The sequence below is a fragment of the Kocuria sediminis genome, assembly GCF_009735315.1.
GTDB classification, from domain to species: domain Bacteria; phylum Actinomycetota; class Actinomycetes; order Actinomycetales; family Micrococcaceae; genus Kocuria; species Kocuria turfanensis.
In genome coordinates, this window is sequence record NZ_WOGU01000009.1 from 56579 (window position 1) to 72562 (window position 15984).

At 69.7% G+C, this 15984-nt stretch carries 20 protein-coding genes; 11 read left to right on the top strand and 9 right to left on the bottom strand.

The annotated features are described in order from the left end of the window. Positions 1 to 205 precede the first annotated feature (205 nt). The 3 genes from GMA12_RS11605 to GMA12_RS11615 form a co-directional block, all read right to left on the bottom strand. Positions 206 to 1036, bottom strand: coding sequence for a hypothetical protein (locus GMA12_RS11605; protein ID WP_156269672.1), 831 nt, complete (start codon positions 1034 to 1036; stop codon positions 206 to 208). Positions 1037 to 1392: 356 nt separating this feature from the next. After that, positions 1393 to 1686 (bottom strand): cytoplasmic protein, encoded by a 294-nt coding sequence (locus GMA12_RS11610; protein WP_156269673.1) that lies wholly within the window; start codon positions 1684 to 1686, stop codon positions 1393 to 1395. Positions 1687 to 2228: 542 nt separating this feature from the next. Continuing rightward, the gene (locus GMA12_RS11615; protein ID WP_156269674.1) at positions 2229 to 3215 is read right to left on the bottom strand and encodes a helix-turn-helix transcriptional regulator; all 987 of its coding nucleotides are present in this window, start codon (positions 3213 to 3215) and stop codon (positions 2229 to 2231) included. 722 nt (positions 3216 to 3937) lie between these two features. Here GMA12_RS11615 and GMA12_RS11620 point away from each other — a divergent pair. Both GMA12_RS11620 and GMA12_RS11625 read left to right on the top strand, forming a co-directional pair. Next, entirely contained in the window at positions 3938 to 4159 is a 222-nt protein-coding gene (locus GMA12_RS11620) for a hypothetical protein (protein WP_156269675.1), read from the top strand. A gap of 226 nt (positions 4160 to 4385) precedes the next feature. After that, entirely contained in the window at positions 4386 to 4610 is a 225-nt protein-coding gene (locus GMA12_RS11625) for a hypothetical protein (protein WP_156269676.1), read from the top strand. A 374-nt stretch (positions 4611 to 4984) separates the two neighbouring features. On the opposite strand, the gene GMA12_RS11630 is transcribed toward GMA12_RS11625, so the two are convergent. Together GMA12_RS11630 and GMA12_RS19305 are read right to left on the bottom strand one after the other, a co-directional pair. Further along, positions 4985 to 5215 (bottom strand): hypothetical protein, encoded by a 231-nt coding sequence (locus tag GMA12_RS11630; protein ID WP_156269677.1) that lies wholly within the window; start codon positions 5213 to 5215, stop codon positions 4985 to 4987. Positions 5216 to 5312: 97 nt separating this feature from the next. Then, positions 5313 to 5612 (bottom strand): hypothetical protein, encoded by a 300-nt coding sequence (locus GMA12_RS19305; protein WP_156269678.1) that lies wholly within the window; start codon positions 5610 to 5612, stop codon positions 5313 to 5315. Between the two features lie 182 nt (positions 5613 to 5794). Between GMA12_RS19305 and GMA12_RS11640 the strand changes: the two genes are divergently transcribed. The 4 genes from GMA12_RS11640 to GMA12_RS11655 all read left to right on the top strand — a co-directional run bounded on the left by GMA12_RS11640 (position 5795) and on the right by GMA12_RS11655 (position 8577). Further along, complete coding sequence (locus GMA12_RS11640) at positions 5795 to 6625, top strand: TetR/AcrR family transcriptional regulator C-terminal domain-containing protein (RefSeq protein WP_156269679.1); 831 nt, start codon at positions 5795 to 5797, stop codon at positions 6623 to 6625. A gap of 23 nt (positions 6626 to 6648) precedes the next feature. Then, entirely contained in the window at positions 6649 to 6954 is a 306-nt protein-coding gene (locus GMA12_RS11645; protein WP_156269680.1) for a hypothetical protein, read from the top strand. 32 nt (positions 6955 to 6986) lie between these two features. Continuing rightward, positions 6987 to 7913, top strand: a complete 927-nt coding sequence (locus GMA12_RS11650; protein WP_156269681.1) for a diacylglycerol/lipid kinase family protein — start codon at positions 6987 to 6989, stop codon at positions 7911 to 7913. Positions 7914 to 8187: 274 nt separating this feature from the next. Continuing rightward, positions 8188 to 8577: a hypothetical protein gene (locus tag GMA12_RS11655; protein ID WP_206064689.1), complete on the top strand. Its 390-nt coding sequence runs from the start codon at positions 8188 to 8190 to the stop codon at positions 8575 to 8577. Positions 8578 to 8855: 278 nt separating this feature from the next. Here GMA12_RS11655 and GMA12_RS11660 read toward each other — a convergent pair whose 3' ends face one another. The 3 genes from GMA12_RS11660 to GMA12_RS11670 form a co-directional block, all read right to left on the bottom strand. Further along, the gene (locus GMA12_RS11660) at positions 8856 to 9212 is read right to left on the bottom strand and encodes a hypothetical protein (protein WP_156269683.1); all 357 of its coding nucleotides are present in this window, start codon (positions 9210 to 9212) and stop codon (positions 8856 to 8858) included. A gap of 189 nt (positions 9213 to 9401) precedes the next feature. Further along, positions 9402 to 9800 (bottom strand): cupin domain-containing protein, encoded by a 399-nt coding sequence (locus GMA12_RS11665; RefSeq protein WP_206064690.1) that lies wholly within the window; start codon positions 9798 to 9800, stop codon positions 9402 to 9404. A gap of 218 nt (positions 9801 to 10018) precedes the next feature. After that, positions 10019 to 10402, bottom strand: coding sequence for a hypothetical protein (locus GMA12_RS11670; RefSeq protein ID WP_206064691.1), 384 nt, complete (start codon positions 10400 to 10402; stop codon positions 10019 to 10021). 413 nt (positions 10403 to 10815) lie between these two features. Here GMA12_RS11670 and GMA12_RS11675 point away from each other — a divergent pair, with 413 nt between their 5' ends. The 5 genes from GMA12_RS11675 to GMA12_RS18450 all read left to right on the top strand — a co-directional run bounded on the left by GMA12_RS11675 (position 10816) and on the right by GMA12_RS18450 (position 15012). Beyond that, on the top strand, positions 10816 to 11151 hold the full coding sequence (locus GMA12_RS11675) for a hypothetical protein (RefSeq protein WP_156269684.1): 336 nt from the start codon (positions 10816 to 10818) through the stop codon (positions 11149 to 11151). A gap of 11 nt (positions 11152 to 11162) precedes the next feature. After that, positions 11163 to 11918: an ANTAR domain-containing protein gene (locus GMA12_RS19565; RefSeq protein WP_156269685.1), complete on the top strand. Its 756-nt coding sequence runs from the start codon at positions 11163 to 11165 to the stop codon at positions 11916 to 11918. Between the two features lie 1181 nt (positions 11919 to 13099). After that, entirely contained in the window at positions 13100 to 13834 is a 735-nt protein-coding gene (locus GMA12_RS11685) for a GAF and ANTAR domain-containing protein (protein ID WP_156269686.1), read from the top strand. A gap of 336 nt (positions 13835 to 14170) precedes the next feature. Beyond that, positions 14171 to 14680, top strand: a complete 510-nt coding sequence (epsC, locus tag GMA12_RS11690) for a serine O-acetyltransferase EpsC (protein ID WP_156269687.1) — start codon at positions 14171 to 14173, stop codon at positions 14678 to 14680. 164 nt (positions 14681 to 14844) lie between these two features. Continuing rightward, a complete protein-coding gene (locus tag GMA12_RS18450) occupies positions 14845 to 15012 on the top strand; it encodes a hypothetical protein (protein ID WP_170301048.1) in 168 nt (55 codons plus the stop codon). Positions 15013 to 15058: 46 nt separating this feature from the next. Here GMA12_RS18450 and GMA12_RS11695 read toward each other — a convergent pair whose 3' ends face one another. Further along, entirely contained in the window at positions 15059 to 15595 is a 537-nt protein-coding gene (locus GMA12_RS11695) for a GNAT family N-acetyltransferase (RefSeq protein WP_162459767.1), read from the bottom strand. Positions 15596 to 15984: the final 389 nt, after the last annotated feature.

Consider the following 15984-nt stretch of genomic DNA (forward strand, 5'->3'; position numbering starts at 1 on the left):
CCGAGGCCTCGGCCAGACCCACACGCCCAGGCCTGATCGCCGCACCCCGGTGAGGCCACAAGCTCAGGGTCAGTCGCCGCCCGGATCTCGGCAGTCGGCATCTGCCGGCGGGCTACCGATGTGCATGCCGCGACCTGCGGACGCCGGCGCGCACCGCCACGAGTCACGGCGAGGGTGACCACCAGCCCCGCGTACAGCCGGCGGCTCAGCGCGGCAAGTGGCGCTGCAACCACAGCGTGCACCACAGGTCCAGCTGCAGCTCGTCCCAGTCGGGGAAGTCGACGACGATGGCCGCGGGCCCGTAGCGGTAGACCGACAGGATGCCGTCGCGGTCGGCGAGCTCGGCGACCAGCTGCTCCACCAGGCCGGGGTGCGCAGCGACGTCCTCACGCAGCCCGACGTCGAAGCAGCCGACCTCCGCGACGACGGTCACCATCGGCTCCTCGAGATCAGCGGCTTCTGTACCGCCTCCCTCCAGGGCGTGGATGGTGCGTCGGGTGTGGGCGAGCATCTCTGTCCCGGACATCGGGAACCTCTGGTACGCGCACTGATAGGCGCCGTAGAGCGGGAAGAGCGGCAGGAAGATCTGGTGGTGGCCGGCAGCGAGCACCGGGCGGTTGAGCAGCGGGTGGGCGGCGATCCGGTGCTCCCCCACGACCCAGATCGCCCCGGGAACGGCGGCGCACAGGATCTGCCCGAGATAGGAGACGAAGCCGTCCACCAGCCGCAGGGTCCCGACGGTTGGGTGCGGGTCCACCAGCCGGCCGTGCCGTGCCCAGGACGACCAGGAGTGACGGGTCGGGTCCTCGGTGAGCGGGTGCTGGGCCACACCGCACTCGGTGGCCCGGGCGCTGATCCACGCCCACAGCGGGGAGACGGAGTAGACGGAGCCGTCCAGCATCTCCTCCGGGTCCAGACCGTGGTCGACCAGTGTCTTGCGCAGGCGTCGCAGCGCCGGGGCCCGTTCGGCCAGATAGGCGTCCAGCGCATCAGCGGCCTGACGGGCGTCCATCAGTTCGTACAGTCGGTCTCCCATGGGCCAGAGGATAGGCGCGCTCAGTGCAATGCGCCGCACATTGTGCGCAAGACACACTGCAACCATCGATCACCCAGATCGCATCGAGGGCCCGCTGAGGAGTGTGGATACTGCGTGCGCCGCCGACAATGGGCCTCATGTGAAGCGGTAAGCGGCGAGCGGCTCTTGCATGGCCTGTTCATCAGCGACCGTTCAACCGGCACGAGCACGTCAAGGCTCAAGCCTGCGGACACCGGCCGGTAACCGGCCTTCTCGTGCGGTGACTGCCAGCCGTGGGGGCAGGACGGGTCGGTTCTCGAGGCCAGGTCATGGATCGACTGTCCGACACCGACCCATCCAGTCATCGTGAACTCGGGTCACTTCAGCTCGACGAACAGCACATGGGTCTCAGTGGTCCCCACGTTGTGACCGACGTGATTCTGGGCCGGTACCCACTGCACGTGGTGGGCGGCCAACTCGACCGGATGAACAGTGCTATCGACGGTGATCTCCCGCTGAAACGCGCTGAGAGTGACCATCACACTGTCCCCGTGGTGATGCTCATGGGTCTTGTCCCCGGGGTGGTCGCGGTACTCCAGCACCCGCACCCGCTCGTTCTCGAACACCACCCGGTAGAGCTGGGGGTCCGTTGTGGTCGGGTCCTGTTCCATGGTTCACTCCCGGAAGGTGCGGCGCCCCGAGGCGGTGACATGGTCCATCGAGGCCTGAGAGCCCGAACGCTACGCGCTGCCCCCGGGGCCGGACAATGTCACCCCTGGGAGGTCATCGACGTCTGACCACCCAGGGCAACGGCCGCAATGGGCACCGCGCGGCCAGCCTGATGACCGCTAAGAACTGATCCCGACATCCTGGCGAAGTTGCCTGCTACCCCCACGGTGGCAACAACACCACCCGTCAGCACTCCGCTTGTCAGCACCTCCGCGCTGCGGCGCACGCTTGGACCGACACCTGACTCACTGACACATCTCGATGTGGTTCAGTTTGGTGAATGCACGTGAGAGGAACCCCTCCTGCAACGTCGCTTTCGTGGAACGTGACCGGTAGCCGGCCATCTGTGAAGCGGTGGAGGCCCCTCACCGCCTTGTCCGGCTCCGGCGGCGGCCCCCAGTCCTGGAGTCCGACGGTTGGAAGGGAAGGGGCCGGGGTGCACTGAGGCCGTGAGACGGTCCCAGCGGTGGACTGCTGACGGTGTTCAACGCTGCAGGGTGGTCTTGGGCGGCACACCGTAGGCGGCCCGGTATTCGGCGGCGAAGCGCCCGGGGTGGGGGAAGCCCCACCGGGCGGCGATGGCGGCCACGGTCGCACCCGCGGCGGGGTCTGAGGCCACGAGCTCGGTGTGGGCGGCGGCCAGCCGCAGGCTGCGCAGATGGTTCATGGGGGTGGTGTCCAGGTGGCGGGCGAAGGCGGCCTGCAGCCCGCGTGGGCTCATCCGCGCCGCGTCCGCCAGTTCGGCCAGGGTCAGCGGGTCGGACAAGTGCTCCTCCATGTGCGCGATCGCCCGGCGCACCCCACCCGGGACCCGGTCGGAGTCCGCCGGCTGGGGCGGCTGGTCCAGGAAGGTGCTGGGGAAGGTGTGCAGCACCGCGGTCGCCGCCGACCGGAAGGCCTCCTGGCGCAGCAGGGGCTGGGACATGGCCTCGCTGTCGAGCTGGTCGCGGCCCAGGGCGGTGATGAGCCGGGCCAGGTACTGGGCCATCGCAGCGCTCACCGGGTTTCCGGAGTGGAAGCGCAGCTGGAACCCTTCCCGGCCCAGCAGCGCGGCCGCGTGGTCCTGGACGGCGGTGCGGTCCAGGGACAGGCTCAGCAGCCCCAGTTCGTCCCAGCGGCAGGCGTAGGGGCGCACCGGGAACAGGAACGGCCCTCGCCCGGGGCGGGTGTGGGTGTGGTCGGTGAAGGCCAGTCCCCCGTCGTAGACCTGGCCGATGCGCACGATGTCGGTGGCATCGACCAGCGCCCCGGTCGGAGCACCCTGCAGCCGGGCCTGCTCCAGGTGCAGCCCCTCCACCCCGCGCACCGCCTGGGACATCCGGAAGGGGGTGGTGCGGTCGATCTCGATCTGCCGGATCGCGTAGACGCGTTCGAGGACCTCGATGCCGGCCTCCGGGTCGGAGGTGGTGAAGGACAGATGCCGGGGGCCCGAGGCGCCCAGGGGCGAGTTCGCCGGGGTTGCGGTGGTCATGGGGTCGATGCCTCCTACAGGTCGGATCGCGCACCAGTTCGATCCGCAACTGGACTGTTCGGCTCAGGATAGGAGCGGCCCGGCCGCCCGGAAATCGGCGCCCGGCCCCGCCTGCCTCGCGCGCCGTGGCCGGTCGCCGTACCCCGGTGCCGCCGTCTCGCAGGCGACCCGCGCCGGCCGGTGGGGGGCCGGCCGCGGCGAGGCCTTCGCCGCGGGGGCGTCCCGCCCGGTCATCTGGCACCCTCGTCGGCCGGTGCGTGATCTGTCCCACGGTGCGTAGAATGGATACTGACGCGTCTGGTTCGGTCCGGTGCGTCACGGGGCTCATGGCACTGGTTGTCGTGGGTCTGTCCCGTCCTTCGCCTCTGCGGTGCCGCGCCCCTCGCGGCTCGCGAAGGGCGGGCCCCGGAGCGCGCGGCGCGTCGCCGCACAAGACGCCGGTGCCGCGCCGCACGGCCCGCACACCACCGGCCTGCCCCCGCCTCATCCCCGTCTCGCCCCCGGCATCTCTCGTGTCGATCCGGCTCCTGATTCGCCCGGGGCAGATCTCCGGGGGTGGGACCGGTCACCGGCGGCGATCCGTGCAGGGCATCGGCCGCTGCTCGAGTCGGGACCGGGGTGGTCCGGTAGGGGCCGGGCCGGTTGTACGCTGGGCGCCACCACCGCACCTGGGGTGGTGCTGCTGCGTCGTCGAGGAGTGTCGGGCCCGGTCCTTCCACGGGGTGCTGATCGTCTACTGCCCCGACGCCGCGATGCTCACTGCCGCCGAGGCCGTGCCCGGGGTCCGGGCGGTGGCCGCGGTCGCCGCTCACAACGATGAGCTCCGGGCGTGGGCGACCGCCTGCACCGCCCAACACCTGGGTGGTGACGTCGTGCCGGTCTATCCCCTGGCTGCCACACCGGTCGCTGCCGGGGCGGGGCCGGTGCTCCAGCCCAGCGACTGAGCCACCACCGGCCTCGATTCTCACACTGCGGTTCCCGGACTGTACGGGTGGCCCGGTGGTGCGCTCACCGGGTGCGGCGCCGGATGGGGTGGTCCGGAAGACGACGGGCGTGTGCATCAGCACCCTGCTGGCACTTCCGTCGGGTGTCTCGGGGGTGGTTGAGCAGCCAGCCGCCCCGTTTCCCCTGCAGGCCGCTGCCCGGTTTCGATGCCGAAGGAGCACGCCCGTGCTTGACGTCCTGGAAGCCCAGCAAGCCCGCCGGCTGCATCACGCAACGACCCGAGCCGGTCTGTCGGTGTCCCAGTTGTGGTGGCACTACTTCAGCCTCGGCGGTGAGACCGGCGCCCTGGAGGTCGAGGCCTATTTGCACCAGGCGCTGCACCTGTCCGGCGTCGATCGCCTCATGCTCGAGCACGCCTGCTCTGAACTCACCAGGGACTGGCCCGGGTGAGCACCCACCGCATCCGCCCGAGCACACCGTGGAGTGGCCTCGGTTCTTGCGCAGCCGGTGACCCCTGATCCGATCCGTCGCAGGGCACCGGCCGACGCTGGTCCAGGGGTCTGGCATCGTTTCGACGATTTCGCCCAGCGATCAGCCTCCGCCCGGCCATGAGTAGGGGGTGTGGGAGGCGGAGCAGCTCGGAGCGTCCGTGGGAGCCAGTGGGCGTAGGGGCACGAGGCGCGGGTGGGCTTCGACGTGAGGATGCCCGTCTCGGCGCAGGGTGGCTGCGCCGGGACGGGCATCACGGGTCGTTGGGGACCGTCACCTCACCGGCGGCTGCCCGGGCGGGGCGGCGCGGGCAACAGCAGGGGCCTCCGGTCGCCTCAGGCGGCCTGGGCGGTCGGGGCGGTGGGGGTGTGGCGCAGGCGGTATTCCTGGGCGGGGATCAGCTTCGGCAGTCCGCTGCTGGCCTCCCGCTCCCAAAGCACTCCCAGGTGGGCTGCCACCTGGCTGACGGTGCCGGTGTGGCGCGGGTGGTGCTGGTCCCACACCTCGATTCGGTCTCCGGGGTGCACCCCGGCCAGATCGTGGATCCATGAATCAGTGCTGGTCATGATGGTTCCTGTTCGCCTGGTGCGGTCCGAGTCGCCTCATGCGCCCCAGCGCCCCCGCCTTGTGATGCGGGAAGGGGGCGCCGGAGCCGATGGGCGCTCAGGCGGTGTAGTACTCGCGGCTGCCGGACTTGGCCAGTCCGCGGGACACCAGGTAGCCGATGGTCAGGTAGGTGATGTACTCGATGGCCTGGCGGGCGTCGAAGAGATCGGCACCGTCCTCGGCCCCGCCGTCACCGACGAGGATGGCGGTGATCACGATGGCCACCAGCACCGCCAGGTAGGCGATGAGCTCGGTGGTCTTGGTCGCGGACTTGGTCTCGGTGGCCCGGCGCACCCCACGCTCGGCAGTGGCAGTGGCAGTGGTGGTGGTGGCGGTGTGGGAGGCAGTGTTCGTCAAGGGAATCTCCTGGAGAAGTCAAGGGGGGTGCCGGATCGGCAGGACGCCGGACAGCAGATCGCCGTCGCGTCGCATCAGGGGAGGCGGGGGACGCAGTGGGCTCTACGCATTGCCTACGCCGTAGACCATACGTGTAGACTACGACAAACGCAAAGCTCACTTATTAAAGGACGTTGATCGCCATGCCCTCCCCCACCCGCCATGCCGGCCCCGACGCCGCCGAGGACCCCGTCGGGGACGCAGCATCCCAGGCGAGCACCGGCCGGGGACGGCGGGGACGGTTGAGCCGACAGGTCGTGCTCACCGCGGCCCTGGCCCTGGTCGACGCCGAGGGCCTGGAGGCGCTGTCCATGCGCCGGCTGGGTGCCGTGCTGGGCCGGGATCCGATGGGCCTGTACCGCTATGCGACCAACCGGGCGGATCTGCTGGACGGGATCACCGAGCTGGTGCTGGGGCAGCTGGTCATTCCCGCCGAGGGGGTGGACTGGCAGGAGCAGCTGCGAGCCACCGCCCACGACTTCCGCGCCCTGGCCCTGGCCCACCCGCACGTGGTGCCGTTGCTGGTGACCCGACCCCTGTCCACCCCGCTGGGGTTGCGCCCGTTGGGCACCCTGCGCCCGCTGGAGCAAATCCTGGCCCTGCTCATCGACGCCGGGTTCGCTCCGGCCGATGCGCTGCACGTCTACCGGGCCTACTACGGGTTCCTCTACGGGCACATCCTCAACGAGCTCCAGGAGTTCGTGGTGGACCCGGAGGAGAACGAGGACCTGCTGCGTCTGGGCCTGCACCGGTTGCCCGCCCGCTCCTTCCCGCACCTGCGCGCCCTGGCCCCGGCGCTGGCCGACTACGACGGGGCAGGTGAGCTGGAGGCGGGCATCACCATCCTGCTCACCGGCCTGACCACCCAGTTGCACACCACCGCCACATCCAGCACCCCGACCCGGGGCATACCCGAACACACTTCCCACCAGGCCCCGGACCGATCGGAGCCCTCCGACCGGCTCGATGCCTGACGACCTACCGCAGAGGAGTTCTCATGACCGTCGCCGCTTCCTCCGACCACACCACACCTGAGGACCGCCCCACCCCCGGTGCGCCTGAGGAGCACCTCGCCGCAGCCCTCGCGACGCCTACCAGGACGCCGGGCAGCCGCCTGGGCCCGCAGGATGCTTTTCCGGAGGATCTGACCGCCCTGGACATGGCGGCGCTGCAGGTGCTGCATTCGCGGATCACCCGCCAGCTCGACCACGACTACCGCACCGACCCGGACGGACCCCATTGCTGCACCCTGGACCGGTGCCAGGAACTCGATGCGGAACTGAACACCCGCGACGCCGCATGAACCTTCTTCAGACCAGCACAGACAGGCACCCCATGACCACCACAGACCCCACCGACACCACTGAGCGTACTGCCCGCCGGTTCGATGCCATCTGCCTGATCTTCAACCCGCACAGCACCGGCAATGCTCCCGAACTGGCGGCCCGGCTGCGCGATCAACTCATCGAAGAGCTGCCCTACACCCCGGAGATCCGGATGCTGCCCACCGCCCACGCCGGTCACGCCGTGGACCTGGCCCGGGAAGCAGCAGGAACACCGAATGCCCTGGTCGTCTCGGTCAGCGGGGACGGGGGCTACAACGAGGTCGTCAACGGGGTCATGGCCGCCGGGACCACCGACACCGTGTGCGCGGTGCTCGCCGCCGGCAACGCCAACGACCACCAGCGCACCACCGCCCGCCAGCCGCTGTCCCAAGCCATCGCCGAGGGGCGGCCACGGGCCATGGACCTGTTGCGGATCACCGTGGGCGAGGGGCCCGAGGCCCGCGCCGTGTACGCCCATTCCTACATCGGGTTCGGGCTGACCCCGGTGGTGGCCATCGACATGGAGAAGGGCAACAAGGGCGCGCTCAAGGAGATGATCTCCGTGGTGCGCTCCTTCGCGAAGTACCGCCCCTTCCGGATCCAGCACGCCGACGGGGTCCGGCGGAAGTTCGACAGCCTGGTTTTCGCCAACATCCCGCAGATGGCCAAGTACGCCACCCTCAGTCAAGCCGAGGACCGCCCGGCCGACGGGAAGTTCGAAGTGATCCTCTTCCCGCACACCGCCAAGTGGAAGGTGCTGCTCAAAGCCGCCCGCGCGGCCACCACCGGACTGGGGGACCAGCCCAGTGTGGCCCGCTACGACTTCACCACCCTCAAACCCATCCCCTACCAGCTCGACGGCGAAGTTCACTCCGCCCCCGCCCACACCGGCGTGCGGGTCGAGTCCGCACCCTCGGCTGTGACCGTGATCGGGTAAGCCACCCAACGCCCCGCCCGAGCACCAGCATCGCGGCCGACGCCCATGATGTGGTGACCAGTGCTGGCATGACGGGCATATCCAACGGCTGGATCAAGCACTACTCTGTGCGGCACCAGCCCCGGCACGGACCGCCTCGATCCGGTGCTGGCCCCCGTCGTCATTCACCTTTCTGCTGCAAGAGCGCTGCCTCTGCGAAGCCCGTGCTGATGCGCGATCATCCCCGCGCTGATGTGGCCGATGCGTGGCTCCGGTGATCGGTTTGGTCTCTGCCATGACCTGGGCCTTCGAGCAGGACCGGGAACTGACCTGGAGGGATCTGGCCGTACTGGTGCACGATCCGGCCATGATCAGCCGGCTCAGTTCCCTGCACCGGCTCAAGCGCCGCGGAGCACGCATGGGCACTCCGGCCCAAGCCTCCTCCGCCCGTAGCTTCCATGGCATGGTGATCGCCTTCTGCCCCGATCAAGCGATGCTGGCCCTGGCCGAAAACCTCCCCGGAGTCCGTGGTGTGGCCGCCGTGGCCCACGACAATCATCGGTTGCTTGATTGGGTGGGTGCCTGCGCCCCGCAACATCTGGGCGGACAAGTCCTGATCGGCCTGTCGCCCTCAGCCACCCACATGCCTCAGCGGGACGAGGCATCCTGCCACCCCACCCGGTAGCCCCACCCGGAACAGGATCATGCTGAGCATGGCCCGGCCACCGCCCCCGCTGCAGCTGGGCTACGTTGCCCCCGGTTCGGCCGCTGCGTCCGGAGCGGGCCACGTTCAGACCGACATGGGAGGCGGCCCTGTGCCCCAGGCTTCGGTGGCTGTGACGCCCCGAGTGGGGGTCGGTCCCGGGGGACACGGCTGCACCCTAATGCTTGGGTGATCGTCTGCCGCCGGCCTGGGGCGGGCGCGGGTGCCGCCCAACACCGTTGCGGGTTCGATGTGGCATTTCAGGCAGCAGTCCGAAAAGCGCAAATGATGCGCGCCAGAACCGTGATCAGGATTATTTTCTGGTGCCACGGGAGCGGTCCAGCAGCCGGCCCCTCCTTGTCACCGCCAAGACCGCCATGCGGTCTCCCCGGGGAAGGAGCCTTGGCGTGCTCGAGGCCCGAGAAATCCAACAGGCTCGGATACTGCACCACGCCGTCGGCCATGCCGGTATCACGGTCGACCAGCTGTGGTGGCGCTTCATCAGTATCGGTGGGAGCGTCCAGCAACTCGAGATCGACGCCTATCTCCACCAGGCTCTGCACTTGCCCGCGTTCGAGCGTGAACTCCTCGACCGTGCCGCCCAGGAGATCATCCACGAATAGCCACCGCCACGCGTCAGGCGTCACTGACCCGCCATCGGTTGCGCACACCCGGAGCAAGTCTTCCCTGCACCTCGCTCTTGTGGAAAGAAGCCGGTAGGGGCTACCTGTCAAGCAGCAGGTGGGTCCGCGTCTGCTCGTCCTGCGGGCCGGCCCCGGCTTCCGGAGCTCGCTGACGGGGAGTCCTCAGGAGAAGTGGTACTCGACCTCGGCGAAGTCGTCGGCGGCGAGGACGTAGAACACGCGCAGCACCGCGTTTCCGGTGTTCCGGGCGCCGTGTTCGAGGCCGCCGGGAATGAAGACGTTGGAGCCGGGACGGATCGGGTGCTCGACCCCGTCGAGGCTGACCACGCCTTCCCCGGAGAGGACGTAGTAGGTCTCCGCCTGGTCGTGGCGGTGCAGAGCGAGGAAACCGCCCTCCGGGAGCTCGGCCACCCCGGTGACCATGGTGTCGCTGGGAGTCGCTCCGGCGGAGAACAGGGTGCGCCAGCTGAGGTGTCCCCGCTCGTCATGCCAGCCCTCGACGGGGTGGTCGGTCTCCTGGAGCATGTAGGGGTTGTCAGCGGCGGTGGGGTCGATGCTCATGACCTCAGTACACACCCTCGGTGATGTCTCTGCAGCCCGACGGCACCGGGCGTGCTCCCACTCTTCGCCCCGGAAGGTCTCCGGGGCGGCTGAGAGAAGCGTGGATCTGCCACCTCCGTCCTGGAAAGGCACGGCCCTTGTGGGGTCGAGGCCGCGACGGGCCGCCTCAGGTCGCCCGTGATGACCAGGTCCGCGCCGGTGGCCCGTTCCCCTGGCGCTCATCGGTGGTCTGTGGCCCGCCGCGAGTCGGTGTCCTTCAGCGGCAGCGGCAGCGGTACCGGGGGCCGGCTCCGCAGGCGTCGGCGCAGTTCGGCCCGGGTGTACCCGGCGGTGTGCAGCCGGGACCCGGCATATGACACCCCACCGCGGGACCGGACGGCCACGGCCGCCCACACGCACACCGACCGCTCCAGCACCCAGACCGGAGCCCACAGCACCGTGCTTGCCGGGCAGACACTGCGCCCCCCGGCCCGGCGGCGGCCGAGCTCGGCCACCGCGCACACCGCCACCCCGGCGACCGCCAGCCGGCCCGGGCGCCGCACCGCCCGGAGCAGCAGCGGCAGCACGGACAGCTCGGCGAGCAGACGGAGCGGTCGGGCCAAGTCGTCGTAGGCCAGACGGACTCGCTGGCCCAGGAAGTGCCCGGCGGTCAGGGGGCACCCGCCCCGCCGCCTCGACCCGCGCCGCTCACCACCCGATGGATCAGACGCAGAGCATCCATCGATGACCCACCGGCACCATGAGGACGATCATCACATCAGGCAACCCAAACCCCGCGACCACCCTGCCGACAAGGGGCTGGCCCTCCCCTGCCGCTGCCAGTCCTTCGCACCCGAACAACGTGCCGCATGCCAGGTGGACGTGGGGCAGCCATCGATCCCCTCGACGCAGTGAAGCCGGGGAAGAACGCAGGGAAACATCGGAACCACTGGTCATCAGTAAGCATGCTGGCTTACTCTGTGGGGAGGTCGAGCAGCCGGCTGCCACTATGTCTCGCAGCGAAAGGGCCGGCGTCATGGAATTGCAGCTGTCCGTGCTCGTGCAGATCGATCTCGACGGCAGGCACGTGCGCCTGGTCGTCACCGGGTGCCTGACCGAGGCCAATCAGCAGTGCTTGCACCCGTTGATCCGCCGGGCCCGCGCCTTGACCTCGCAGACCACTGTGCTTGTGGACCTGTCCTGCGCACGGATCGCCACCGCCTCGACCGTGGATCTGCTGCGTTGGGCCGCCGAGCACGAGAATTCCTGCAACGGATCGCGGCCCGTCAGTTTCCTGCTCCCCACTGCGGGGGTGGAGCCGCCTGCCGGGGCCAGCCCCGGCGCACGACCCAGCGAGGGCGCGCGGCCATGACACATCCTGACGTGGGAGCTTCCACCACCCAGTTGGCCGAGCTCGCCCGCGTGGTGATCGGGCTGGGCCAACAGAGCTCCGCCACGCACGGGTCCATGGTCGCCGCCGTTGCCCAGGCCGCGGCCGCCCACATCCCTGGTGCCCGGTGGGCCAGCGTCACCGTGGCCGCCCACTCCCGGCTGCGCACCCTGGCCGCCTCCGCGCCCGTGGCTCAACACGCCGACGCCCTGCAGGAGGACCTCACCGCCCCGGCGATGGCCCCGAACCCGGCCCCGATGCTCCAGGTCAGCCAGGATCTGCTCCAGGAGCGGCGCTGGTCCGGGATGGGACCCCGGATGCATCACCGGCTCGGGCTGAGAAGCCTGCTCACCCACCGCCTGCACCTGGCCGGGGAGCCGGAGACCGTCGCGGCCCTGAACCTCTACTCCGACGCCCCGGACGCCTTCGAGGAGTCGGCGGCCTGGGGCGCCGGGCTGCTGGGCGCCCACGGCGCCCTGGCCGTGTCCGCCCAGCTCGCAGAGCAACAGGCCGCCCGCCTCGAGCGCAGCCTGCCCCGGACCCGGGAGATCGGCGTGGCCGTAGGTGTGTTGATGGCCCGCTACGGCAGCACCCGTGACGAGGCTCTGGAGCTGCTGCGCCGCGCCGGCCGGGACAGCCACCAGCCGGTGGCCGCCATCGCCGCCGAAGTCATCGACAGCGAGGTCCACCGGTTACCGCCCATGCCCACGAGCCTGGGCGCACCATGGAACCACATCCCACCAGCCTGAGCGGCCCCGATCTCGCTATCGCGCCGGCAAGTAGCCGGCGCTGACCTGGCGCATGAGACGCTCACCATGGCCGTGCTGCCGCAGCAGGCCGGTCGGTTCATCCGTGCCTGTGCTTCCTGGTCTACCACCGCCCCTCGGTTAGCCCCTCCCGAGAAGGGCTGCCTGGCGTACTGCACCGACCCCGAAGGCTGAGTCTTCTCGGCTGTCGTGCGACACGACGGCGTGGGCCTCGGCACCTGCGGGTGTGCGGGCCCGCCCGGAGCGTCGATGCCGCCGATGGCCAGGGTCGGCTTGATCCGCAGCCGCACCGTGGGGGATCCGACCCCAGCCAGCCGTATCGGTTCCGGAACGGCGATTTCCACGCGAAACCGCGCCTCGTCCCTTTCCACCGCGGGGCCCGGAGTCCACCAGGCCGATCACGGCCACGTCGCCGTTGTCGTCGCGGAAGGTGGCGAGCAATCGTCCCAGGGCCGTGAGAGCGTCCAGGGCGAGCCTGCCGAAGGCGCCCGAGTCTGCAACCCATGGGACATGGGTCGAACCGCGAGGAGCCCGTCCATCAGCCCGCGCAGGCCGCTGGTGAGGGTCGGCAGCTGGCCAGAGGTGGAGGGGTAACGGCGACCCAATCCCCTCACCCGGTTCCGGCAGCAGTCCTGCCGTCCCAGCCGAGGGCCTGGCAGACCGACGGTTCGCCGACCTTCAAGTGCGGGGCCGGCCTTAACCGGTGGTGGGCAGGGTTCCCGGAACCGACAGTCAGCTGCTCGGTTACTTCCCGCAGCTTCGGTGACCATCGACCGGCGCCCGCCCCGGTCGTTGCTCCGGGTCGACCACTGCACCCTCTCCACCGCGCTGACGAGCACCGTGTGGTGGCGGCACGCCTCGACGTCGCCACCAGCACTCGGCCGGAGTCATGGCCGGTTCCGGGGCGCCCGACGGTGGGTGGCTTAGGGCACAAGGCGGTTCCGTCCGGAGGCTAGGATCTTCGTTCGGTGGTCAAGCAGCCGGCTGCCGGGCGGCACCTCCGTGCCGCCGAACCTCATCTGCTCCCGCCCACCGTGGGAGACCAGGGCCCGCGTCACCGGGTCCTGGCAGCGCAGTGAGGACTGTCCCTGGATCGCCGGCAGATGCTCCTGGCGATCTCCCCTGCGGCGTGCTGCGCCCTTCACCACCACGGAACACGACACATGACTGACCTTCACGCGCGGGAATCTGCCCGCGATGTGCTGCACGAGCTGCTGCTGGACAGCCCGGACATCACCGCCTTCCTGACCCAGTTCACCCAGATGATGGCCGCCACCCTCGCGCGCGGGCCGGAGGAGGCGTGGTGCGCGGTGACACTGTTGCGGGAGAAGAAAGCCGCCACAGCGGCCTCCTCCGACCCCCGGGCCGCGGCGCTGGACGAAATCCAGTACACCTACGGGGACGGCCCCTGCATGACCGCCGCCCGCACGCACACCCTCGTCCACGTCCCCGACGTGACGACCGAGAACCGGTGGCCCGGTTACACCGATGCCGCCGTCGCCGCCGGCATCGGCTCGGTACTGGGGGTGCCCTTCGAGCTCGAGGGCGAGGCGAAAGCGGCGCTGAACATCTACTCCAGCCGGCCCCAGGCCTATGACCAGGCCGACATCGAGGCCGTGGTCCACCAGGTGGGCCTGGCCTCCAGCGGGTTGCGCCTGGCCGTGCGCCTGGCCGGCCACCGCGATACCGCGGCCGACCTAGCCGCGGCCCTGACCTCACGGACCACCATCGACCTGGCCGTCGGGATCATCATGGCCCAGAACCGCTGCCCCCAGCACGAGGCCGTGGCGATCCTCAAGAGCGCCTCCAACCACCGCAACATCAAACTGCGGGAGCTGGCCGCGGAGCTGGTGGCCACCGTGAGCGAGGGCCCCGCCACCACCCACTTCAACCGCTGATCCCACCCGCCCCCGCACCGCTGCCGAGTCGGTTTCTGCCGCCGGCAGATGAGGGTGTCCAATGGGGCGCAGGCTTGCCGTCCAGTGATCAAGCAGCCGGTCACCGGACGGCACGTCGGCACCCGCATGACCTGTACGAGGCCTGGGCAAGGACCAGCACCGCCCGGTCAGAAGGCCATCGTCGCCACATCCTCTCCACGACCCACTCAGGCGGCCACACCCCGGGACGCACCGCACGACAGAGCGGCCTCCACCGCCGCACGGTCCGCCGCTAACCGGGCCATATGTAAAGCGGGTGGCGCGTTACCCCGACTGGATGTCTTCTAAGGTGTGCCCATGGCCGCCTCCACCCGCCCCAGTGTCCTGACAGATGCCCGCGCGATCGCCGCTGCCGACCCCGCCGGGCAGGGCACCGCGGCCACCCTGCTCAGCTACCCGGGTCTGCACGCGGTGGCTGCCCACCGGATCGCCCACCGCCTGTGGTCCACCCGGTGGGGCAAACCTGCCGCTCAGGCCATCGCCACCGCCTCAGCAAAGGCCACCGGGATCACCATTCACCCGGGTGCGGTGATCGGGCACCGGCTGTTCATCGATCACGGCAGCGAGGTTGTGATCGGGGAAACCAGCGTGATCGGCGACGACGTGACCATCTACCAGGGCGCCAGCTTCGTCGGCGACGGCACCCCGGGCCGGCGCCACGCCCTCGTCGGGAACGGGGCGCTCATCGGATCCGGGGCGAAGGTCATCGGTCCGGTCACGATCGGGGCCGGGGCGAAGATCGGCGCCGGCGCGGTGGTGAGCTCCGATGTCGCGGCTGGCACCACGGTGGTGGGCATCCACGAGTGAGGACTTCGTTTCGGGTCCTTGGTGAAACCACGGTGCCAGGATGTGAGGCAGGCACATGGCTGGTGGAACACGGGATGCCCGGCCGACACGCACGCTACGGGCGGGAGGCAAAGGACTGAGCCATTCCTCTATAGCGTGGAAGGACCCAACCCAGGAGGTCTTTCATGATGGACGTCGCCAGCTTCGGAGCATTCCTTGGATTGTTCATCTGGTTGCTCATGGTCGCTATCACCCTGTGGCTGCTCTATTGGGTGGTGCGCAAGGGTGTCACCGCCGGCATCAAGGACTACGTACAGAAGCACGGCGACCGGGCCGAAAGCTTGCGGTCATAGGCCATCGCTAACCGGGCCATGGCTGCTTCACCACGCGCCCAAGGTTTCAACCCTGCCGAGCGAAGATCCGGCACAGCCGGCCCTCGGCCACGACCTCATCCACAAGTTCCAGCCCTGCCTTCTCGAGGACACGTTGCGAGGCGACGTTCTCCGCGAACGTCTCCGCCCAGACCGGTAGGCCCAACTCGTCACCGACGCCGACCAGGGCAGTGGCCACCTCGGTCGCCAGGCCACGCCCCCACACCTGGGGTCTCAACGCGTAGCCGATCCACAACTGCCAGGACTGCCTCCCTGGCCCCGGTTGAAGACGCAGCATCGCATCCCCAACCGACCGGCCATCGACGACGATCGCCACCCCGCGCACGAACCACCCCGGCACAGGATCCTGCCCGGACAAGCGGACCTGGATGCGCTGCTGCACCTCATCGCGCGACAACGGGGCGTGGCCCAGATGCTCGGTGACGTGCGGATCACCCCGGTAGACGAGCATCGCGTCGAGGTCGGCGGCCTGCACCGGACGCAGCAGGCATCGGCCGGTGTGCCGAGGCCACACCCCGGCAAGCGGGTCAGGCGGATCGAACATGAGCCCCAGTCGACCACGAGCCGGCGGCATCACAGCGCACAGAACTCGTGGTGTCGCTTCAGAACCCCTACCGGGTCACAGCGGTGGTTCGGGAGGCTCGTCGACGGTGAGGATTTCGTTGGTGAGGCTGGTGCCCTCGGTGCCGGCACAGCCGCACAGCCGCACAGCTGCACAGCCGCACAGCTGCACAGCCGCACAGCCGCACAGCTGCACAGCCGCACAGCCGCACAGCTGCACAGCCGCACAGCCGCACAGCTGCACAGCTGCACAAGATGGGACAGCCGATGGCGTCTTGACCGTGCGACGATCCGAGCATGAGATCCGCCGTGAGGCTCCGGTCCACCACGGGCGAGCCCAAGACCAGAGATCACCATGAAACCCACCATGTC